Below are 20297 nucleotides of genomic sequence, written 5' to 3' on the forward strand. Positions count from 1 at the left end.
CGTTCGAACAACCGCCGCACAACGTAGAGGCGGATCGTCCGGAAGCCTCGCGGCCGTTTGGGGATCGATGACTGGATATGGACGGGGCTCCGGCTCCGAACCGTGGCATCCCGAGGACCCGTTGTACGGGGACCAGGGATGGAGAGGTCAGCAGGCCGACGCCCAGCAGTACTACCAGCAGCCGCAGGCACAGCCCCAGCAGCAGCCCGAGGCACCGTACGGCGAGCAGCAGCAGTACCAGTACCAGGACTACGCCGGCTACAACGACCGGCAGTACGACGCCGGCTGGGACAGCGGCCAGCACACGGCGATGCCCTACGGAACGCCCCCCGGCCCGGCCGACCCCTACGGGGGCGGCCGCCCGGACCCCTACGGCACCCCCGAGGCGTACCCGCCGCCGCAGCCTCCCGGCCGGCGGCGGGCGCCCGAGCAGCGGGCGGCGGCGCACGACGAGCCGCAGCAGTACCAGGAGCCGGAGGAGGAGAACCACCCGTTCTTCTCGGACGGTGACGACGGCCGCGACGACGGCCGCGGCTCCGAAGGCGACGGCCGTGGGTCCGGGGGCGACGAGCCCGCGGGCACCCGCCGCCAGCGGCGCGACCAGTCCAAGAAGTCCAAGAAGACCGGCAAGCGCAAGAGCCGCAACGGCGTGGCCTGCCTGTTCGTCGCGCTCGTCCTGGTCGGCGGCGCGGGCGGAGTGGGCTACTTCGGCTACCAGTTCTGGCAGAGCCAGTTCGGCGAGGCACCCGACTTCGAGGGCACGGGCACCGGCGAAACTGTCCAGGTGGAGATCCCGCAGGGCGCCGGCGGCTACGAGATCGCCGCGATCCTCGTCAAGAACGGTGTGGTGAAGAGCCAGGGCGCGTTCGTCTCCGCGCAGGACAGGAACCCCAAGGGCAAGCTGATCCAGGCCGGCGTCTACACCCTCAAGAAGGAGATGTCCGCGGCGAGCGCCGTGGAGCTGATGCTGCAGCCGTCCAGCCGCAACGCCCTGGTCGTCCCCGAGGGCAAGCGCAGTTCCTGGGTGTACGCCGAGATCGACCGGCGCCTGGGGGTCAAGGCCGGCACGACCGCGGCGGTGGCCGAGACGAAGGCCGCGAAGCTGGGCCTGCCGGAGTGGGCCACCGGCCACCCCGAGGTCAAGGACCCGCTCGAGGGCTTCCTCTTCCCGGCCAGCTATCCGGTCGCCAAGGGCACCAAGCCCGAGGACGTCCTCAAGAAGATGGTGGCCCGCGCCAACGCCGAGTACGGCAAGGTGGACCTGGAGGGCAAGTACAAGGGGCTCGGCCTGAAGAACCCCTGGGAGCTGCTGACCGTCGCGAGCCTCGTCCAGGCCGAGGGGAAGACGGACGACGACTTCCGCAGGATGAGCGAGGTCGTGTACAACCGGCTTAAGCCCACGAACACCGAGACCAACCAGCTCCTGCAGTTCGACTCCGCCTTCAACTACCTCCAGGGCGAGAGCAACATCGACATCAGCGAGTCCGAGATCAACAGCAATCAGGACCCGTACAACACCTACACCCAGCGGGGTCTCACTCCGGGGCCGATCTCCAACCCCGGACTCGTGGCCCTGGAAGCCGCCATGAACCCGACGAAGGACGGCTGGATGTACTTCGTCGCGACCGACGGCATGAACAAGACGGAATTCGCGAAGACGCACGCCGAGTTCCTGAAGCTGAAGGACAAATTCAATGACAGCAAGGGCAGCGACTGACGCCCGCCGGGCCGCCGTCCTCGGATCGCCCATCGCCCATTCCCTCTCCCCGGTGCTGCACCGGGCCGCCTACCGGGAGCTCGGTCTCACGCACTGGTCGTACGACCGCTTCCAGGTGGACGAGGCGGGGCTCCCCGGGTTCTTCGAGAAGCTGGACGGATCCTGGGCGGGGCTGTCGCTGACCATGCCCCTCAAGCGGGCGGTCATACCCCTGCTCGACGAGATCACCGACACGGCCGCCTCCGTCGAGGCGGTCAACACCGTCGTCCTCACCGGGGACGGCCGCCGCGTCGGCGGCAACACCGACATCCCCGGCATGGTCGCCGCACTGCGCGAGCGGGGCGTGGAGGAGGTCGCGTCCGCCGCCGTCCTCGGCGCCGGCGCGACCGCCTCCTCGGCGCTCGCCGCACTGTCCCGCATCTGCACCGGGCCGGTGACCGCGTACGTCCGCAGCGAGGCCCGGGCCGCCGAGATGCGCGGCTGGGGCGCACGGCTCGGCGTCCCCGTCCGCACCGCGGGCTGGGAGCGGGCAGCGGACGCCTTCCGGGCCCCGCTCGTCATCGCCACCACCCCCGCCGGGACCACCGACGCCCTCGCCGCCGCGGTCCCCGAACGCCCCGGCACCCTCTTCGACGTGCTGTACGACCCGTGGCCCACCGCGCTGGCGGCCGCCTGGTCGGCGCGCGGCGGCGCCGTCGTCGGCGGCCTCGACCTCCTCGTCCACCAGGCCGTCCTCCAGGTCGAGCAGATGACCGGCCGCTCGCCCGTCCCGCTGGCCGCCATGAGGGCCGCCGGGGAGCACGCCCTCGCCGGTCACCAGGCCGGTCACCAGGAGGGGCTCACCGCTCACTGATCCGGCCCGATCGACAAGGCACCCCCCGGGGTTCGTCTTCCGGACAGGGCCGCCCGCCACCGCCTCCCACCAGGGCGGCGCCCCGTCCACGGACGCGTCCGACTGCTGGACCGCCGACCGGCCGGGGCCCCGGACGTGGGAGGATCGGGGGTGAGGCGGGCCAGGGCCGCGCACCCGGCCGCCGTCCCAGTCGAGGCGCGAGCATGAGGAGCACCGTTGAGCAGGTTGCGCTGGCTGACCGCGGGGGAGTCGCACGGCCCCGCACTGGTGGCGACGCTGGAGGGCCTTCCCGCCGGCGTCCCGGTCACCACGGAGATGGTGGCGGACCACCTGGCCCGGCGCCGGCTCGGCTATGGACGCGGTGCGCGGATGAAGTTCGAGCAGGACCAGGTCACCTTCCTCGGCGGCGTCCGGCACGGTCTCACCATGGGCTCGCCGGTCGCGGTCATGGTGGGCAACACCGAGTGGCCCAAGTGGGAGAAGGTCATGGCGGCCGACCCGGTCGACCCGGCCGAGCTCGCCGAATCCGCCCGCAACGCCCCGCTCACCCGGCCGCGCCCCGGCCACGCCGACCTGGCCGGCATGCAGAAGTACGGCTTCGACGAGGCCCGCCCGGTGCTGGAGCGCGCGAGCGCCCGCGAGACCGCCGCGCGCGTCGCGCTGGGCGCCGTGGCCCGCTCGTACCTCAAGGAGACGGCCGGCATCGAGATCGTCAGCCACGTCGTCGAGCTGGCGGCCGCCAAGGCGCCGTACGGGGTCTACCCGACCCCGGCCGACGTCGAGAAGCTGGACGCCGACCCGGTGCGCTGCCTGGACGCGGACGCGTCGAAGGCGATGGTCGCCGAGATCGACCAGGCCCACAAGGACGGCGACACCCTCGGCGGCGTGGTCGAGGTCCTCGCCTACGGCGTGCCCGTCGGCCTCGGCTCCCACGTCCACTGGGACCGGCGTCTGGACGCCCGGCTCGCCGCCGCCCTGATGGGCATCCAGGCGATCAAGGGCGTCGAGGTCGGCGACGGCTTCGAGCTGGCCCGCGTGCCCGGCTCCCAGGCCCATGACGAGATCGTCTCCACCCCCGAGGGCATCAAGCGCACCTCCGGCCGCTCCGGCGGCACCGAGGGCGGCCTGACCACCGGCGAGCTGCTGCGCGTCCGCGCCGCGATGAAGCCGATCGCCACCGTGCCCCGGGCCCTGAAGACCGTCGATGTCGTCACCGGCGAGCCCGCCGCCGCGCACCACCAGCGCTCCGACGTCTGCGCCGTCCCGGCCGCCGGCATCGTGGCCGAGGCCATGGTGGCGCTGGTCCTGGCCGACGCGGTCGCGGAGAAGTTCGGCGGCGACAGCGTCGCCGAGACCCGCCGCAACGTCCGCTCGTACCTCGACAACCTCCACATCCGGTGAGCACCGGCCCGCTGATCGTCCTGGTCGGACCGATGGGCTCCGGCAAGTCCACCGTGGGCGCGCTGCTCGCCGAACGGCTCGGCGTGCCCTACCGGGACACCGACGCCGACATCGTCGCCGCCCAGGGCCGCGAGATCGCCGACATCTTCGTCGACGAGGGCGAGGAGTACTTCCGCGAGCTGGAGCGCGAAGCCGTCCGCACGGCCGTCGCCGAGCACACCGGTGTCCTCGCCCTCGGCGGCGGCGCCGTCCTCGACGCCGGCACCCGCGCGCTGCTCTCCGGGCTCCCGGTCGCCTACCTGTCGATGGACGTCGAGGAGGCGGTGCGGCGCGTCGGCCTCAACACCGCCCGCCCGCTGCTCGCCGTCAACCCGCGCCGCCAGTGGCGCGAGCTGATGGAGGCCCGCCGGCACCTGTACACCGAGGTGGCCCGCGTGGTGGTGGCCACCGACGACAAGACCCCCGACGAGGTCGCCCAGGCGGTCCTGGACGCCCTCGGACCGAAGACGGCCCTTCCCGGGGGAGAAGCCCCGGACCCCCGGCAGGAGAAGAAGTGACGGACCAGGCAGTGACCCGTATCCAGGTCGGCGGCACGGCCGGCACCGACCCGTACGAGGTGCTCGTCGGCCGGCAGCTGCTCGGCGAACTCCCCGCCCTCGTCGGCCCCCGGGCCAAGCGCGTCGCCGTCATCCACCCCGAGGCGCTCGCCGAGACCGGCGAGGCGCTGCGTGCCGACCTCGCGGAGCAGGGGTACGAGGCGATCGCCATCCAGGTGCCGAACGCCGAGGAGGCCAAGACCGCCGAGGTCGCGGCGTACTGCTGGAAGGCGCTCGGCCAGACCGGCTTCACCCGCACCGACGTCATCGTCGGCGTCGGCGGCGGCGCCACCACCGACCTGGCCGGGTTCGTCGCCGCCACCTGGCTGCGCGGGGTGCGCTGGATCGCCGTACCGACGACCGTGCTGGCCATGGTCGACGCGGCCGTCGGCGGCAAGACCGGCATCAACACCGCCGAGGGCAAGAACCTCGTCGGTGCCTTCCACCCGCCCGCGGGCGTCCTGTGCGACCTCGCCGCCCTCGACTCGCTGTCCGTCCACGACTACGTCAGCGGCCTGGCCGAGGTCATCAAGGCCGGTTTCATCGCCGACCCGGTGATCCTCGACCTCATCGAGGCCGACCCGGCCGCCGCCCGCACCCCCGAGGGCCCGCACACCGCCGAGCTCATCGAGCGCTCCATCCGGGTCAAGGCCGACGTGGTGTCGTCCGACCTCAAGGAGTCCGGGCTGCGCGAGATCCTCAACTACGGCCACACCCTCGCCCACGCCATCGAGAAGAACGAGCGCTACAAGTGGCGCCACGGCGCCGCCGTCTCCGTCGGCATGGTCTTCGCCGCCGAACTCGGCCGCCTGGCGGGCCGGCTGGACGACGCCACCGCCGACCGCCACCGCACCGTCCTCGAAGCGGTGGGCCTGCCGCTGACCTACCGCGGTGACCAGTGGCCCAAGCTGCTGGAGACCATGAAGGTCGACAAGAAGTCCCGCGGCGACCTGCTGCGCTTCATCGTCCTCGACGGCCTCGCCAGGCCGACGGTGCTCGAAGGCCCCGACCCGGCCGTGCTCGTCGCCGCCTACGGGGAGGTCTCCGCGTGACCCGCAGGGTGCTGGTGCTCAACGGCCCCAACCTCGGCCGCCTCGGCTCGCGCGAGCCCGACGTGTACGGCTCCACCTCCTACGCCGGACTGGTCGACGCCTGCCGGTCCCTGGGCAGGGAGCTCGGCTTCGACGTCGACGTGCGCGAGACGAACGACGAGGGCGAGATGATCCGCTGGCTCCACGAGGCCGCCGACGGTTCGCTCCCGGTCGTCCTCAACCCCGGCGCCTTCACGCACTACTCGTACGGGATGAGGGACGCGGCCGCGCAGCGCACCGCGCCCCTGATCGAGGTGCACATCTCCAACCCGTACACGCGCGAGGAGTTCCGGCACACCTCCGTCGTCGCGGCGGTCGCCAGCGGTACGGTCGCGGGCTTCGGCATCGGCTCCTACCGGCTCGCCCTGCGCGCCCTCGCCGACGAGCTCACGGACTGACCCCGGCCACCGGGCACGGCCCGCCCACCCCGGCCGTTCCCACTGCGGCGGCCGGGGAGGGTACGGTTCGGTGACGGGCGACCCCAACGGCCGCCCCACCAGCGCCGATCGGACGAGACGGAGTGGCACCGGATGCAGCACGCAGTGGGGGCTCCGCTCCCGCCCCCCCACCAGCCGGGGCACGCGGCCGCCGCATGGATGAACCAGGCACACCCCCCGCTCCCTCAGCCCCCCACCCCGCACGGGCCGCCGCCGCCCGTCCCGCACACCCCGCCCGCCCCGGGCTGGACCGCCGCCGCCCCGCAGACCGCGCCCCCGCAGCCGGCGCCGCCGCGGGACGCCACCGGCCACATCCACCTGCCGCCCGGCGGCCCGGTGGCCGCACCGACGCCCCCGCACCCCGAACACGGCACCGGGAGCGCCACCCTCGCGGTGCTGCTCATCGGCCCGGCCGGCGCGGGCAAGACGACCGTCGCCCGGTACTGGGCCAAGAACCGCCGCGTCCCCACCGCGCACATCAGCCTCGACGACGTCCGCGAATGGGTGTGCGCCGGTTTCGCCGACCCCCAGGACGGCTGGAACGACCAGTCCGAGGCGCAGTACCGCCTGGCCCGCCGCACCTGCGGCTTCGCCGCGCGCAACTTCCTGGCCAACGGCATCTCCTGCATCCTCGACGACGCCGTCTTCCCCGACCGACCCGTCGTCGGGCTCGGCGGCTGGAAGCGGCACGTCGGCCCCGGCCTGCTCCCGGTGGTGCTCCTGCCCGGCCTGGAGATCGTCCTGGAGCGCAACGCCGAACGCAGTGGCAACCGACGCCTCTCCGACGAGGAGGTGGCCGGCATCCACGGCCGCATGGCGGGCTGGTACGGGTCGGGCCTGCCGATCATCGACAACTCGACGTACGACGTCGAGACCACGGCCCGCGTCCTCGACGACGTGCTCGCCCGGGCCATCTCCAGCCCACCCGCGTACTGACCCCCGCGCCCACGGCGCCCCGGCGGACCCGTCCGGACCTGCCCGACCTGCCGAGGAGCGCGGGCGCTCGTAGGCTCGTGACATGTCAGAGGTGTATGCGGTCCGCCGTGCGCGGCTGCGCGACCGGTGCGCGGCGTCCGGGACAGCGGCGGCCCTGGTTTCCCGCCCCGCGAACGTCCGCTACCTCGCGGGCGGCTCGCCCCCCGGCGCGGTGCTCCTGGTCGGCGCCGGGGACGACGTCCTCGTGTGCCCCCGCACGCCCACCGGCGACCCGGCCGAGGGCCGTCTCGACGAACAGCTGCGCCAGGTGGTCCTGCCGCCGTCCGGCGGCGACCCGGCGGTGGCGGCCGTCGACTTCGCCGCCAAGGCGGGGGCGGACGCGCTCGCCGTCGAGGAGCACCACCTGACGGTCACGCGCCACCGCGCCATGAGCTCGGTCGCGCCCCGGACGCGCCTGAGCGACCTCGGCCACGCCATCGAGCAGGAGCGGATCGTCAAGGACGAGGACGAGATCACCTGCCTGCGCATCGCGGCCGAGATCACCGACCAGGCGCTCGGCGAGCTCCTCGAATCCATCCTGGTGGGCCGTACCGAGCGGCACCTCGCGCTGGAACTGGAGCGGCGCCTGGTGGACCACGGCGCCGACGGCCCCGCGTTCCCCACCTCCGTCGCCACCGGGCCCAACGCGGGCCGCGGCGGGCACCGGCCCTCCGACCGCCGTGTGGAGGAGGGTGATTTCCTCTCCGTCTGCCTGGGCGCCAACTACCGCGGCTACCGCTGCGAGATCGGGCGCACCTTCGTCATCGGCACCGCGCCGGCCGACTGGCAGATCGAGCTCTACGACCTCGTCTTCGCCGCTCAGCGGGCTGCCCGCCAGACCCTCGCGCCCGGTGCCGCGTACCGCGACGTGGACCGCGCGGCCCGCCAGATCCTGGACGCGGCCGGGTACTCCGACGCGGTCGCACCGTTCCTCGGACACGGCGTGGGGCTCGAAATCGAGGAGGACCCGCAGCTCGCCCCCTCCGCCATGGGTAAACTGGACGCTTGTGTGCCGGTCACCGTCGAACCGGGGGTCCACCTCCCGGGCCGGGGCGGGGTCCGGATCGATGACACGCTCGTCGTACGCCAGGAGGCGGACGGCGGACCCGAGCTACTCACCATCACGACCAAGGAGCTGCTCGCGCTCTAGGGCTCGCTCCCTGTCAGCGCGCAGGGCACCACGCCTCGGTCGTCCACCAGCGTCAGTCCAGGAGATTCCGCAACCGTGGCCACCACGAACGACCTCAAGAACGGCATGGTGCTCAAGCTCGACAACGACCAGCTGTGGTCCGTCGTCGAGTTCCAGCACGTCAAGCCCGGCAAGGGCCCGGCCTTCGTGCGCACCAAGCTCAAGAACGTGCTCTCCGGCAAGATCGTCGACAAGACCTTCAACGCCGGTGTGAAGGTCGAGACGGCCACCGTCGACCGCCGCGACATGCAGTTCTCGTACATGGACGGCGAGTACTTCGTCTTCATGGACATGCAGACCTACGACCAGCTGCACGTCGACCGCAAGGCCGTCGGCGACGCCGCCAACTACCTGATCGAGGGCTTCACCGCCACCGTCGCCACGCACGAGGGCGAGGTGCTCTACGTCGAGCTCCCCGCCGCCGTCGAGCTCACCATCCAGGAGACCGAGCCGGGCGTCCAGGGCGACCGCTCCACCGGCGGCACCAAGCCGGCCACCCTGGAGACGGGCTACACCATCCAGGTCCCGCTCTTCATCACCACCGGTGAGAAGATCAAGGTCGACACCCGTTCCGGCGACTACCTCGGCCGGGTGAACAGCTAACCGTGGCTGCCCGGAGCAACGCGCGCAAGCGTGCGTTCCAGATCCTCTTCGAGGCCGACCAGCGCGGCACCGGCGTACGGAACGTCCTCGCGGACTGGATCCGGCACGCACGGTCCGACGACCGGCAGCCGCCGGTCAGCGAGTACACGATGCAGCTGGTCGAGGGCTACGCCGACCACGTCCGCCGGATCGACGAGCTGATCGCCACCTACGCGGTGGGCTGGACGCTCGACCGGATGCCGGTCGCCGACCGGAACATCGTGCGCCTCGGTGCGTACGAGCTGATCTGGGAGGACGGCACCCCGGACGCCGTCGCCATCGACGAGGCGGTGCAGCTCGCCAAGGAGTTCTCGACGGACGACTCCCCGTCGTTCGTCAACGGCCTCCTCGGCCGCTTCAAGGACCTGAAGCCGAGCCTGCGCCGGGACTGACCTCCCGACGCCGTACGGCCGCACGAAGGGCCCGTGGCGCGTTGTCCGCGCGCGACGGGCCCTTCGGCGTACCCGAAGCCGGCCGGCCCCGGGTGCGGCACGCAGAAAGCCGCCGGGTGCGGCGGGATGCCCTGGGGCTCCCGCCGCACCCGGCGGCAACGTTTCTGCTGAGCCGGTGGTGGCTCAGGCGTCCTCGTGGGCGACCGCCCGACGCGCGTCCGCGTCCAGAACGCCCCAGCTGATCAGCTGCTCGGTGAGGACCGACGGCGACTGGTCGTAGATGACGGCGAGGGTCCGCAGGTCGTCCTGGCGGATCGACAGCACCTTGCCGTTGTAGTCGCCGCGCTGCGACTGGATCGTCGCGGCGTAACGCTGCAGCGGGCCGGCCTTCTCGGCCGGGACGTGCGCCAGGCGCTCCAGGTCCAGGACGAGCTTCGGCGGCGGCTCGGCGGCCCCGCCCGGCGTGGTGCCCGGCAGGAGCTCCTGCACCGGGACGCCATAGAAGTCGGCCAGCTCGGCGAGGCGCTGTACGGTCACGGCGCGGTCGCCGCGCTCGTACGAACCGACCACCACGGCCTTCCAGCGGCCCTGCGACTTCTCCTCCACCCCGTGGAGGGAGAGGCCCTGCTGGGTGCGGATGGCGCGGAGCTTGGCCCCGAGCTGTTTTGCGTATTCGCTGGACATATAGCTCCCGGGACGAAGAGTGGTAACTCACTGTGAGGTTACGCAGCGTTACCTGCTTGCGTCAAGCCGAATGGTCCGTACCGACGGTCTTCCGCGGGCGGTGCGGGAGCAGTCGCTCCGCCCTGGTACGGTGGATGGCGCAATTCCGACGTCCTTTAAGGTCCGTCCCGTGAGGCGGAGAAGGAGGTCCGTTTCGTATGGACGCCATTCAGCAGTCCGATGCCGCGCGCCCCGTCCTCGAGGGCCCCGACATCGCGCGGGTACTGACCCGCATCGCCCACGAGATCGTCGAGCGCGCCAAGGGCGCCGACGACGTCGTCCTCCTCGGCATTCCCACGCGGGGCGTCTTCCTCGCCCGCCGGCTGGCCGACAAGCTCGAGCAGATCACCGGCCGCACCACGCCGGTCGGCTCGCTCGACATCACCATGTACCGCGACGACCTGCGCATGCGCCCCGCCCGTGCGCTCGCCCGCACCGACATCCCCGGTGACGGCATCGACGGCCGCCTCGTCGTCCTCGTCGACGACGTGCTCTTCTCCGGCCGCACCATCCGCGCCGCCCTCGACGCGCTCGGCGACCTCGGCCGCCCCCGCGCCGTCCAGCTCGCGGTCCTCGTCGACCGCGGCCACCGCGAACTTCCCATCCGCGCCGACTACGTCGGCAAGAACCTCCCCACGTCGCTGCGCGAGACGGTCAAGGTCCAGCTCGCCGAGGAGGACGGTCGCGACACCGTGCTGCTCGGCGTGCGGGAGACCGCCCCGGTCGGCGAGCAGTAGCCCCCGCTCCGTACGACCCAGTGCGTACGGTGCGCCGTGCTGCGCGCCCGCATGTCTCCCGGGCCCCTCGACGGGACACCCCTCGGCCCTCGAACTCCACAAAACCGGAGAAAAAACCCCCGATGATGCGCCACCTCATCTCGGCCGCCGACCTCACCCGCGACGACGCCGTCCTCATCCTCGACACCGCCGAGGAGATGGCCAGGGTCGCCGACCGGCCGATCAAGAAGCTGCCCACCCTGCGCGGCCGGACCGTGGTCAACCTCTTCTTCGAGGACTCCACCCGCACCCGCATCTCCTTCGAGGCCGCCGAGAAGCGCCTCTCCGCCGACGTCATCAACTTCAGCGCCAAGGGCTCCTCGGTCTCCAAGGGCGAGTCCCTGAAGGACACCGCGCAGACCCTGGAGGCGATGGGCGTCGACGCCGTCGTCATCCGGCACGGCGCCTCGGGCGCCCCGTACCGGCTCGCCACCTCCGGCTGGATCGACGCCGCCGTCATCAACGCCGGCGACGGCACGCACCAGCACCCCACCCAGGCCCTGCTGGACGCCTTCACCATGCGCCGCCGCCTGATCGGCCGGGACGCCGGGCTCGGCCAGGACCTGTCCGGCAAGCGCATCACGATCGTCGGCGACGTCCTGCACAGCCGGGTGGCCCGCTCCAACGTCGACCTGCTGCACACCCTCGGCGCCCAGGTCACCCTCGTCGCCCCGCCCACCCTCGTCCCCGTCGGCGTCGGGAGCTGGCCCTGCGAGGTGTCGTACGACCTCGACAGCACCCTGCCGAAGTCGGACGCCGTGATGATGCTGCGCGTCCAGCGCGAGCGGATGAACGCCGCGTTCTTCCCGACCGAGCGCGAGTACTCGCGCCGCTACGGCCTGGACGGCGAGCGGATGGCGAAGATGCCCGAGCACGCCGTCGTGATGCACCCCGGCCCCATGGTGCGCGGCATGGAGATCACCGCCGAGGTCGCCGACTCCCCCCGCTGCACGGTCGTCGAGCAGGTCGCCAACGGCGTCTCCATCCGCATGGCCGTCCTCTACCTGCTGCTGGGCGGGAACGAATCCGCCGTCGCCAACCCCCGTACCGAGGAGAAGCAAGACCGATGAGCAAGACCCTGATCCGTGGTGCGAAGGTACTCGGCGGCGAGGCCCAGGACGTCCTGATCGACGGCGGGACCATCGCCGCGGTCGGCGCCGGCCTGAGCGCCGAGGGCGCGACCGTCGTCGAGGCGGAGGGGCGCATCCTGCTGCCCGGCCTGGTCGACCTCCACACCCACCTGCGCGAGCCGGGCCGCGAGGACTCCGAGACCGTACTCACCGGCACCCGTGCCGCCGCGAGCGGCGGCTACACCTCCGTCTTCGCCATGGCCAACACCTTCCCGGTCGCCGACACCGCCGGTGTCGTCGAGCAGGTCTACCGGCTCGGCCGGGAGCACGGCTACTGCGACGTGCAGCCCATCGGCGCCGTCACCGTCGGCCTGGAGGGCAAGAAGCTCGCCGAGCTGGGCGCCATGCACGAGTCCGCCGCCGGTGTCACCGTCTTCTCCGACGACGGCAAGTGCGTGGACGACGCCGTGATCATGCGCCGCGCCCTGGAGTACGTGAAGGCCTTCGGCGGCGTCGTCGCCCAGCACGCCCAGGAGCCCCGCCTCACCGAGGGCGCCCAGATGAACGAGGGCGTCGTCTCCGCCGAGCTGGGTCTCGGCGGCTGGCCGGCCGTCGCCGAGGAGTCGGTCATCGCCCGCGACGTGCTCCTCGCCGAGCACGTCGGCTCCCGCGTCCACATCTGCCACCTGTCGACCGCCGGGTCCGTCGAGATCGTCCGCTGGGCCAAGTCCCGCGGCATCGACGTCACCGCCGAGGTCACCCCGCACCACCTCCTGCTGACCGACGAGATGGTCCGCACGTACAACCCGGTCTACAAGGTCAACCCGCCACTGCGCACCGAGCGTGACGTCATGGCGCTGCGCGAGGCCCTGGCCGACGGGACGATCGACATCGTCGCCACCGACCACGCCCCGCACCCGCACGAGGACAAGGACTGCGAGTGGGCCGCGGCCGCCATGGGCATGGTCGGCCTGGAGACCGCGCTCTCCGTCGTCCAGCACACCATGGTCGAGACCGGGCTGCTGGACTGGGCCGGCGTCGCCGACCGCATGTCCTTCGCGCCCGCGCGGATCGGCCGGGCCACCGGCCACGGGCGCCCCGTCTCGGCTGGTGAGCCCGCCAACCTCACCCTGGTCGATCCGGCATACCGTGGAGCCGTGGACCCCGCGGGCTTCGCCTCCCGCAGCCGCAACACCCCCTACGAGGGCCGTGAGCTGCCGGGGCGCGTCACCCACACCTTCCTGCGGGGCCGGGCGACGCTGATGGACGGGAAGCTGGCGTGACACTCATCGAACTGGCCGCGGAGCAGAAATCCGCCGAGGTGACCGACTGGGCCGCCCGGCTCGGCTGGGTCGCCGGACTGCTGCTCTTCATCGCCCTGGTCTACTGGCTGATGCGCCAGGGCTGGAAGTGGCGCGGCAGCCTCCAGTCCGGCCTCCCGGACCTGCCCACCGCCCCCGGGGCGCCCGGCGCCCCCCTGCTGACCATGAGCGGCCGCTACCACGGCTCCACCACCGCCGGACAGTGGCTCGACCGGATCGTCGCCCACGGACTGGGTACCCGCAGCCGTGCCGAGCTGACGCTCACCGACGCCGGCCTGGACGTCGTACGCCCCGGGGCGCGCGACTTCTTCGTGCCGGCCGGGCAGCTGCGCGGGGCCCGGCTCGACAAGGGCATCGCGGGCAAGGTCCTCGCCGAAGGCGGCCTGCTGGTCGTCACCTGGGAGCACGGCGGCACGCTGATCGACTCCGGCTTCCGCTCCGACACGGCGGCCGACCACACGGCCTGGGTCGAGGCCCTCACCTCCATGAACAACGCAAGCACGACGGAAGGCACCGCACGATGACGACCTCCACCAGGGGAACCAGGGTTCCCGCCGTACTCGTCCTGGAGGACGGCCGCACCTTCCGCGGCCGTGCCTACGGGGCCGTGGGGGAGACCTTCGGCGAGGCCGTCTTCTCCACCGGCATGACCGGCTACCAGGAGACCCTGACCGACCCGTCCTACCACCGCCAGGTCGTCGTGATGACCGCGCCGCACGTCGGCAACACCGGCGTCAACGACGAGGACCCCGAGTCCGGGAAGATCTGGGTCGCCGGGTACGTCGTCCGCGACCCCGCCCGCATCCCGTCCAACTGGCGCTCCCGCCGCACCCTCGACGAGGAGCTGGCCGCCCAGGGCGTCGTCGGCATCAGCGGCGTCGACACCCGCGCCCTCACCCGCCACCTGCGCGAGCGCGGCGCCATGCGCGTCGGGATCTTCTCCGGCGACGCCGTCGCCGACGACGCGGCCCTGCTCGCCAAGGTGCAGGCCGCCCCGCAGATGAAGGGCGCCGACCTCGCCGCCGAGGTCGCCACGACCGAGCCGTACGTCGTCCCCGCCATCGGTGAGAAGAAGTTCACCGTGGCCGCCGTCGACCTCGGCATCAAGGGCATGACCCCGCACCGGATGGCCGAGCGCGGCATCGAGGTGCACGTGCTGCCCGCCACCGCCACCGCCGAGGACGTGTACGCCGTCGACCCCGACGGTGTGTTCTTCTCCAACGGCCCCGGCGACCCCGCCACCGCCGACGGTCCCGTCTCCGTCATGCGGGCCGTGCTGGAGCGCAGGACGCCCCTGTTCGGCATCTGCTTCGGCAACCAGATCCTGGGCCGCGCGCTCGGCTTCGGCACGTACAAGCTGAAGTACGGCCACCGCGGCATCAACCAGCCCGTGCAGGACCGCACGACCGGCAAGGTCGAGGTCACCGCGCACAACCACGGCTTCGCCGTCGACGCCCCCCTCGACAAGGTGTCCGACACCCCCTACGGCCGCGCCGAGGTCTCCCACGTCTGCCTCAACGACAACGTGGTGGAGGGCCTCCAGCTGCTCGACCAGCCGGCCTTCAGCGTCCAGTACCACCCCGAAGCGGCCGCCGGCCCGCACGACGCCGCGTACCTCTTCGACCGCTTCGTATCCCTGATGGAGGCCGAGCGTGCCTAAGCGCACCGATATCCAGTCCGTCCTGGTCATCGGCTCCGGCCCGATCGTCATCGGTCAGGCAGCCGAGTTCGACTACTCCGGCAGCCAGGCCTGCCGCGTCCTCAAGTCCGAGGGACTGCGCGTCATCCTGGTGAACTCCAACCCGGCGACGATCATGACCGACCCGGAGATCGCCGACGCCACCTACGTCGAGCCGATCACCCCCGAGTTCGTCGAGAAGATCATCGCCAAGGAGCGCCCCGACGCGCTGCTGCCCACCCTCGGCGGCCAGACCGCGCTCAACACCGCGATCTCCATGCACGAGCAGGGCGTCCTGGAGAAGTACGGCGTCGAGCTCATCGGCGCCAACGTGGAGGCCATCCACAAGGGCGAGGACCGCGACCTGTTCAAGGGCGTCGTGGAGGCCGTCCGCGCCAAGATCGGCCACGGCGAGTCCGCCCGCTCGGTGATCTGCCACTCCATGGACGACGTGCTCAAGGGCGTCGAGACGCTCGGCGGCTACCCCGTCGTCGTCCGCCCCTCCTTCACCATGGGCGGCGCCGGCTCCGGCTTCGCCCACGACGAGGAGGAGCTCCGCCGCATCGCCGGCCAGGGCCTGACCCTGTCTCCCACCACCGAGGTGCTCCTGGAGGAGTCCATCCTCGGCTGGAAGGAGTACGAGCTGGAGCTGATGCGCGACAAGAACGACAACGTCGTGGTCGTCTGCTCCATCGAGAACTTCGACCCCATGGGCGTGCACACCGGTGACTCCATCACCGTCGCCCCGGCGATGACGCTCACCGACCGCGAGTACCAGACCCTCCGGGACATCGGCATCGCGATCATCCGTGAGGTCGGCGTCGACACCGGCGGCTGCAACATCCAGTTCGCGGTCAACCCCGAGGACGGCCGGGTCATCGTCATCGAGATGAACCCGCGCGTCTCCCGCTCCTCCGCGCTCGCGTCGAAGGCCACCGGCTTCCCGATCGCCAAGATCGCGGCGCGGCTCGCCGTCGGCTACACGCTGGACGAGATCCCCAACGACATCACCGAGAAGACCCCGGCGTCCTTCGAGCCCACCCTCGACTACGTCGTCGTCAAGGCGCCGCGGTTCGCCTTCGAGAAGTTCCCGTCCGCCGACTCCACGCTGACCACGACCATGAAGTCGGTCGGCGAGGCCATGGCCATCGGCCGGAACTTCACCGAGGCCCTGCAGAAGGCCCTGCGCTCGCTGGAGAAGAAGGGCAGCCAGTTCGCCTTCACCGGCCCGGCCGGTGACAAGGACGAGCTGCTGCGCGAGGCGGTCCGCCCGACCGACGGTCGCATCAACACCGTCATGCAGGCCATCCGCGCCGGCGCGACCCCCGAGGAGGTCTTCGACGCGACGAAGATCGACCCGTGGTTCGTCGACCAGCTCTTCCTGATCAAGGAGATCGCCGACGAGCTGGCCGCCGCCGACCGCCTCGACGCCGACCTGCTCGCCGAGGCCAAGCGCCACGGCTTCTCCGACGCCCAGATCGCCGCCATCCGCGGTCTGCGCGAGGACGTCGTCCGCGAGGTCCGCCAAGCCCTCGGCGTCCGCCCGGTCTACAAGACGGTCGACACCTGCGCCGCCGAGTTCGCCGCGAAGACGCCGTACTTCTACTCCTCGTACGACGAGGAGAGCGAGGTCGCGCCGCGCGAGAAGCCCGCCGTCATCATCCTGGGCTCCGGCCCGAACCGCATCGGCCAGGGCATCGAGTTCGACTACTCCTGCGTCCACGCCTCCTTCGCGCTCAGCGCCGCCGGCTACGAGACCGTGATGGTCAACTGCAACCCCGAGACCGTCTCGACGGACTACGACACCTCCGACCGCCTGTACTTCGAGCCGCTGACGCTCGAGGACGTGCTGGAGATCGTCCACGCCGAGCAGCAGGCGGGTCCGCTGGCCGGCGTCGTCGTCCAGCTCGGCGGCCAGACCCCGCTCGGCCTCGCCCAGGCACTCAAGGACAACGGCGTACCGGTCGTCGGCACCTCCCCGGAGGCCATCCACGCCGCCGAGGACCGCGGCGCCTTCGGCCGCGTCCTGCTGGAAGCCGGTCTGCCGGCGCCCAAGCACGGCACCGCCACCACCTTCGCCGAGGCCAAGGCCATCGCCGACGAGATCGGCTACCCGGTCCTCGTCCGCCCGTCGTACGTGCTCGGCGGCCGCGGCATGGAGATCGTCTACGACGAGGCGCGCCTGGAGACGTACATCGCCGAGTCCACCGAGATCTCCCCGGACCGCCCGGTCCTGGTCGACCGGTTCCTCGACGACGCCATCGAGATCGACGTCGACGCCCTGTACGACGGCACCGAGCTCTACCTCGGCGGCGTCATGGAGCACATCGAGGAGGCCGGCATCCACTCCGGCGACTCGGCGTGCGCCCTTCCTCCGATCACCCTCGGCGGCTTCGACATCAAGCGCCTGCGCGCCTCCACCGAGGCCATCGCCAAGGGCGTCGGCGTCCGCGGCCTGATCAACATCCAGTTCGCCATGGCCGGGGACATCCTGTACGTCCTGGAGGCCAACCCGCGCGCCTCCCGGACCGTCCCCTTCACCTCCAAGGCGACCGCCGTACCGCTGGCCAAGGCCGCCGCCCGCATCTCGCTGGGCGCCACCATCGCCGAGCTCCGCGCGGAGGGCCTGCTGCCGAAGCACGGCGACGGCGGCACCCTGCCGCTGGACGCGCCGATCTCCGTCAAGGAGGCCGTGATGCCGTGGTCGCGCTTCCGTGACGTGCACGGCCGCGGCGTGGACACCGTCCTCGGCCCGGAGATGCGCTCCACGGGTGAGGTCATGGGCATCGACGCCGTCTTCGGCACGGCCTACGCCAAGTCGCAGGCCGGCGCCTACGGCCCGCTGCCCACCAAGGGCCGCGCGTTCATCTCGGTCGCCAACCGCGACAAGCGCTCCATGATCTTCCCGGCGCGCGAGCTGGTCGCCCACGGCTTCGAGCTGCTCGCCACCTCCGGCACCGCCGAGGTCCTCAAGCGCAACGGCATCAACGCCACCGTCGTGCGCAAGCTGTCCGAGGGCGAGGGCCCCGGCGGCGAGAAGACCATCGTGCGCCTCATCCACGACGGCGAGGTCGACCTCATCGTCAACACCCCGTACGGCACCGGCGGCCGCCTCGACGGCTACGAGATCCGTACCGCGGCCGTGGCACGCGGCGTCCCGTGCCTGACGACGGTCCAGGCGCTCGCCGCCGCCGTCCAGGGCATCGACGCCCTCAACCACGGCGGGGTGGGGGTGCGTTCCCTCCAGGAGCACGCCCAGCACCTGATCGCGGCCCGCGAGGACTGACCAGCCCACGGGGGAGGGGGGCACCGGCAGCAGACCGGTGTCCCCCTTCTCATGAAGTCGTTCATGAGGACACACATGTACAAGCTCTTCTTCCACCTCGTCTTCACGCGGATGGACCCCGAGCAGGCGCACCACCTGGCCTTCCGCTGGATCCGCCTCGCCGGCCGCGTCCCCGTGCTGCGCACCTTCGTCGCCGCCGTCCTGGCCCCGCGCCACAAGGAGCTGCGCACCGAAGCGCTCGGCCTGCGCATGCACGGCCCCTTCGGCCTCGCGGCCGGCTTCGACAAGAACGCCGTCGCCATCGACGGCATGGCCATGCTGGGCTTCGACCACGTCGAGATCGGCACGGTCACGGGCGAGCCGCAGCCCGGCAACCCCAGGAAGCGCCTCTTCCGCCTCGTGGCGGACCGGGCCCTGATCAACCGCATGGGCTTCAACAACGACGGCTCGGCCGCCGTCGCCGAGCGCCTGCGCACACGCGTGCCGGTCTTCAGGACGGTCGTGGGCGTCAACATCGGCAAGACCAAGGTTGTCCCGGAGGCCGAGGCTGTGGCCGACTACGTGAAGTCGACCGAGCGGCTCGCCCGCCACGCCGACTACCTCGTCGTCAACGTCTCCTCGCCGAACACGCCCGGCCTGCGCAACCTCCAGGCCGTGGAGCACCTGCGCCCCCTGCTGAGCGCCGTCCGCGAGGCCGCCGACCGCACCGTCACCGGCCGCCGCGTGCCCCTCCTCGTCAAGATCGCGCCGGACCTGGCCGACGAGGACGTCGACGCCGTCGCCGACCTGGCGGTCGAGCTCGGCCTGGACGGCATCATCGCCACCAACACCACCATCGGCCGCACGGGCCTGAAGTCCCCCGCCTACCTGACGAGCGAGACCGGCGGCCTGTCCGGGGCGCCGCTGAAGGAGCGCTCCCTGGAGGTCCTGCGCCGCCTCTACGCGCGCGTGGGCGACCGCCTCACCCTCGTGGGCGTGGGCGGCATCGAGAACGCCGAGGACGCCTGGCAGCGCATCCTCGCCGGCGCCACCCTCGTCCAGGGCTACAGCGCCTTCATCTACGAGGGCCCGTTCTACGCCCGCGCGATCCACAAGGGCCTCGCCGCCCGGCTGCACGCCTCCCCGTACGCCTCCCTCGCCGAGGCCGTCGGCGCCGACACCCGAAAGGCCACCGCATGAGCCCGCTCGCCCCCTTCGGCGCCCGTCTGCGCGCCGCCATGGACGCCCGCGGGCCGCTGTGCGTCGGCATCGACCCGCACGCCTCCCTGCTGGCCGACTGGGGCCTGAACGACGATGTGGCGGGCCTGGAGACCTTCACGCGCACGGTCGTCGACGCCCTCGCCGGCACCGTCGCCGTCTTCAAGCCGCAGAGCGCCTTCTTCGAGCGGTTCGGCTCGCGCGGCATCGCCGTCCTGGAGCGGGCCGTCGCGGACCTGCGGGACGCGGGGGCGCTGGTCGTCATGGACGCCAAGCGCGGCGACATCGGCTCCACCATGGCCGCCTACGCCGAGACCTACCTGCGCGGGGACTCCCCGCTCTTCTCGGACGCGCTGACCGTCTCCCCGTACCTGGGCTACGGCTCGCTGCGGCCGGCCGTCGACCTCGCGCGCGAGAGCGGCGCCGGGCTCTTCGTCCTCGCCCTCACCTCCAACCCGGAGGGCGCCGAGGTGCAGCGGGCGACGGGCGAGGACGGCCGCACCATCGGCGCGACCATGCTCGCGCACCTCGCCCGGGACAACGCCGGAGCCGAGCCGATGGGCTCCTTCGGCGCGGTCGTCGGCGCCACGCTCGGGAACCTCTCCTCGTACGACCTCGACATCAACGGCCCCCTGCTCGCGCCCGGTATCGGCGCGCAGGGCGCGACCCCGGCGGACCTGCCGCGCGTCTTCGGCGCCGCCGTGCGCAACGTCGTGCCGAACGTCAGCCGGGGCGTGCTGCGCCACGGCCCGGACGCGGCGGCGCTGCGCGAGGCGGCCCTGCGGTACGCGGACGAGGTGCGCGAGGCGACCGGCGCCTGACCGGCACGGGAGCCTCGCGCGCGGCGGCCCCCGCCCCACCTACCGCGGGGCGCCGGGGCAATGTTAAGGCCCCGTGAACAGCTCGAACACGCTGGAGAACACCCACCAGTTCCAGCACGAGCCGGCGTGGC

General features: G+C 72.2%; 19 protein-coding genes. 18 read left to right on the forward strand and 1 reads right to left on the reverse strand.

Features of this window, described 5'->3' with window-relative positions; genetic code table 11:
* Positions 1-67: 67 nt before the first annotated feature.
* The 10 genes from mltG (at position 68) to nusB (ending at position 9293) form a co-directional block, all read left to right on the forward strand.
* The gene (gene mltG, locus ACIA79_RS30945; RefSeq protein WP_399431705.1) at positions 68-1717 is read left to right on the forward strand and encodes an endolytic transglycosylase MltG; all 1650 of its coding nucleotides are present in this window, start codon (positions 68-70) and stop codon (positions 1715-1717) included.
* Positions 1695-2570 (forward strand): shikimate dehydrogenase, encoded by an 876-nt coding sequence (locus tag ACIA79_RS30950; RefSeq protein ID WP_399431706.1) that lies wholly within the window; start codon positions 1695-1697, stop codon positions 2568-2570. Before mltG ends, ACIA79_RS30950 begins: the two co-directional genes overlap by 23 nt.
* A gap of 216 nt (positions 2571-2786) precedes the next feature.
* Entirely contained in the window at positions 2787-3971 is a 1185-nt protein-coding gene (gene aroC, locus ACIA79_RS30955; protein ID WP_399431707.1) for a chorismate synthase, read from the forward strand.
* Positions 3968-4528, forward strand: a complete 561-nt coding sequence (locus tag ACIA79_RS30960) for a shikimate kinase (protein ID WP_399431708.1) — start codon at positions 3968-3970, stop codon at positions 4526-4528. The genes aroC and ACIA79_RS30960 overlap by 4 nt, the downstream gene beginning before the upstream one ends.
* A complete protein-coding gene (aroB, locus tag ACIA79_RS30965) occupies positions 4525-5619 on the forward strand; it encodes a 3-dehydroquinate synthase (RefSeq protein ID WP_399431709.1) in 1095 nt (364 codons plus the stop codon). The genes ACIA79_RS30960 and aroB overlap by 4 nt, the downstream gene beginning before the upstream one ends.
* Positions 5616-6056, forward strand: coding sequence for a type II 3-dehydroquinate dehydratase (locus tag ACIA79_RS30970; protein WP_399431710.1), 441 nt, complete (start codon positions 5616-5618; stop codon positions 6054-6056). The genes aroB and ACIA79_RS30970 overlap by 4 nt, the downstream gene beginning before the upstream one ends.
* Positions 6057-6188: 132 nt before the next feature.
* On the forward strand, positions 6189-7031 hold the full coding sequence (locus ACIA79_RS30975; protein ID WP_399431711.1) for a Pro-rich N-terminal domain-containing protein: 843 nt from the start codon (positions 6189-6191) through the stop codon (positions 7029-7031).
* An 82-nt stretch (positions 7032-7113) separates the two neighbouring features.
* On the forward strand, positions 7114-8220 hold the full coding sequence (locus ACIA79_RS30980; RefSeq protein ID WP_399431712.1) for an aminopeptidase P family protein: 1107 nt from the start codon (positions 7114-7116) through the stop codon (positions 8218-8220).
* A gap of 75 nt (positions 8221-8295) precedes the next feature.
* On the forward strand, positions 8296-8862 hold the full coding sequence (gene efp / locus ACIA79_RS30985) for an elongation factor P (protein ID WP_031078254.1): 567 nt from the start codon (positions 8296-8298) through the stop codon (positions 8860-8862).
* A 2-nt stretch (positions 8863-8864) separates the two neighbouring features.
* The gene (gene nusB / locus ACIA79_RS30990) at positions 8865-9293 is read left to right on the forward strand and encodes a transcription antitermination factor NusB (protein ID WP_399431713.1); all 429 of its coding nucleotides are present in this window, start codon (positions 8865-8867) and stop codon (positions 9291-9293) included.
* 183 nt (positions 9294-9476) lie between these two features.
* On the opposite strand, the gene bldD is transcribed toward nusB, so the two are convergent.
* A complete protein-coding gene (gene bldD, locus ACIA79_RS30995; protein WP_028431622.1) occupies positions 9477-9977 on the reverse strand; it encodes a transcriptional regulator BldD in 501 nt (166 codons plus the stop codon).
* 197 nt (positions 9978-10174) lie between these two features.
* On the opposite strand from bldD, the gene pyrR reads away from it, so the two are divergent.
* From pyrR to pyrF, 8 genes are all read left to right on the forward strand, one after another.
* A complete protein-coding gene (gene pyrR / locus ACIA79_RS31000; protein ID WP_399431714.1) occupies positions 10175-10753 on the forward strand; it encodes a bifunctional pyr operon transcriptional regulator/uracil phosphoribosyltransferase PyrR in 579 nt (192 codons plus the stop codon).
* A 122-nt stretch (positions 10754-10875) separates the two neighbouring features.
* Positions 10876-11862 carry an aspartate carbamoyltransferase catalytic subunit gene (locus ACIA79_RS31005; protein WP_399431715.1) on the forward strand — a complete coding sequence of 329 codons (987 nt, stop codon included), beginning with the start codon at positions 10876-10878 and terminating at the stop codon, positions 11860-11862.
* The gene (locus tag ACIA79_RS31010) at positions 11859-13145 is read left to right on the forward strand and encodes a dihydroorotase (protein ID WP_399431716.1); all 1287 of its coding nucleotides are present in this window, start codon (positions 11859-11861) and stop codon (positions 13143-13145) included. Before ACIA79_RS31005 ends, ACIA79_RS31010 begins: the two co-directional genes overlap by 4 nt.
* Positions 13142-13708 (forward strand): hypothetical protein, encoded by a 567-nt coding sequence (locus ACIA79_RS31015; RefSeq protein WP_399431717.1) that lies wholly within the window; start codon positions 13142-13144, stop codon positions 13706-13708. Before ACIA79_RS31010 ends, ACIA79_RS31015 begins: the two co-directional genes overlap by 4 nt.
* The gene (gene carA / locus ACIA79_RS31020; protein ID WP_399431718.1) at positions 13705-14844 is read left to right on the forward strand and encodes a glutamine-hydrolyzing carbamoyl-phosphate synthase small subunit; all 1140 of its coding nucleotides are present in this window, start codon (positions 13705-13707) and stop codon (positions 14842-14844) included. The genes ACIA79_RS31015 and carA overlap by 4 nt, the downstream gene beginning before the upstream one ends.
* Positions 14837-18148, forward strand: a complete 3312-nt coding sequence (gene carB / locus ACIA79_RS31025; protein ID WP_399431719.1) for a carbamoyl-phosphate synthase large subunit — start codon at positions 14837-14839, stop codon at positions 18146-18148. The genes carA and carB overlap by 8 nt, the downstream gene beginning before the upstream one ends.
* A gap of 75 nt (positions 18149-18223) precedes the next feature.
* Positions 18224-19327 carry a quinone-dependent dihydroorotate dehydrogenase gene (locus ACIA79_RS31030; RefSeq protein WP_399431723.1) on the forward strand — a complete coding sequence of 368 codons (1104 nt, stop codon included), beginning with the start codon at positions 18224-18226 and terminating at the stop codon, positions 19325-19327.
* Positions 19324-20166, forward strand: coding sequence for an orotidine-5'-phosphate decarboxylase (pyrF, locus tag ACIA79_RS31035; protein WP_399431720.1), 843 nt, complete (start codon positions 19324-19326; stop codon positions 20164-20166). The genes ACIA79_RS31030 and pyrF overlap by 4 nt, the downstream gene beginning before the upstream one ends.
* Positions 20167-20297 lie beyond the last annotated feature (131 nt).

It is taken from the genome of Streptomyces sp. NPDC051310, assembly GCF_044455245.1.
Lineage (GTDB): Bacteria > Actinomycetota > Actinomycetes > Streptomycetales > Streptomycetaceae > Streptomyces.

What these genes read in the sequence shown, in the direction of transcription:
- pyrF (WP_399431720.1), top strand. Translation starts at nt 19,324, where the DNA reads ATGAGCCCGCTCGCCCCCTTCGGCGCCCGTCTGCGCGCCGCCATGGAC.
- ACIA79_RS30980 (WP_399431712.1), top strand. Translation starts at nt 7,114, where the DNA reads ATGTCAGAGGTGTATGCGGTCCGCCGTGCGCGGCTGCGCGACCGGTGC.
- mltG (WP_399431705.1), top strand. Translation starts at nt 68, where the DNA reads ATGACTGGATATGGACGGGGCTCCGGCTCCGAACCGTGGCATCCCGAG.
- ACIA79_RS31005 (WP_399431715.1), top strand. Translation starts at nt 10,876, where the DNA reads ATGATGCGCCACCTCATCTCGGCCGCCGACCTCACCCGCGACGACGCC.
- pyrR (WP_399431714.1), top strand. Translation starts at nt 10,175, where the DNA reads ATGGACGCCATTCAGCAGTCCGATGCCGCGCGCCCCGTCCTCGAGGGC.
- ACIA79_RS30975 (WP_399431711.1), top strand. Translation starts at nt 6,189, where the DNA reads ATGCAGCACGCAGTGGGGGCTCCGCTCCCGCCCCCCCACCAGCCGGGG.
- ACIA79_RS31030 (WP_399431723.1), top strand. Translation starts at nt 18,224, where the DNA reads ATGTACAAGCTCTTCTTCCACCTCGTCTTCACGCGGATGGACCCCGAG.
- ACIA79_RS30950 (WP_399431706.1), top strand. Translation starts at nt 1,695, where the DNA reads ATGACAGCAAGGGCAGCGACTGACGCCCGCCGGGCCGCCGTCCTCGGA.
- bldD (WP_028431622.1), bottom strand. Translation starts at nt 9,977, where the DNA reads ATGTCCAGCGAATACGCAAAACAGCTCGGGGCCAAGCTCCGCGCCATC.
- ACIA79_RS31010 (WP_399431716.1), top strand. Translation starts at nt 11,859, where the DNA reads ATGAGCAAGACCCTGATCCGTGGTGCGAAGGTACTCGGCGGCGAGGCC.
- carA (WP_399431718.1), top strand. Translation starts at nt 13,705, where the DNA reads ATGACGACCTCCACCAGGGGAACCAGGGTTCCCGCCGTACTCGTCCTG.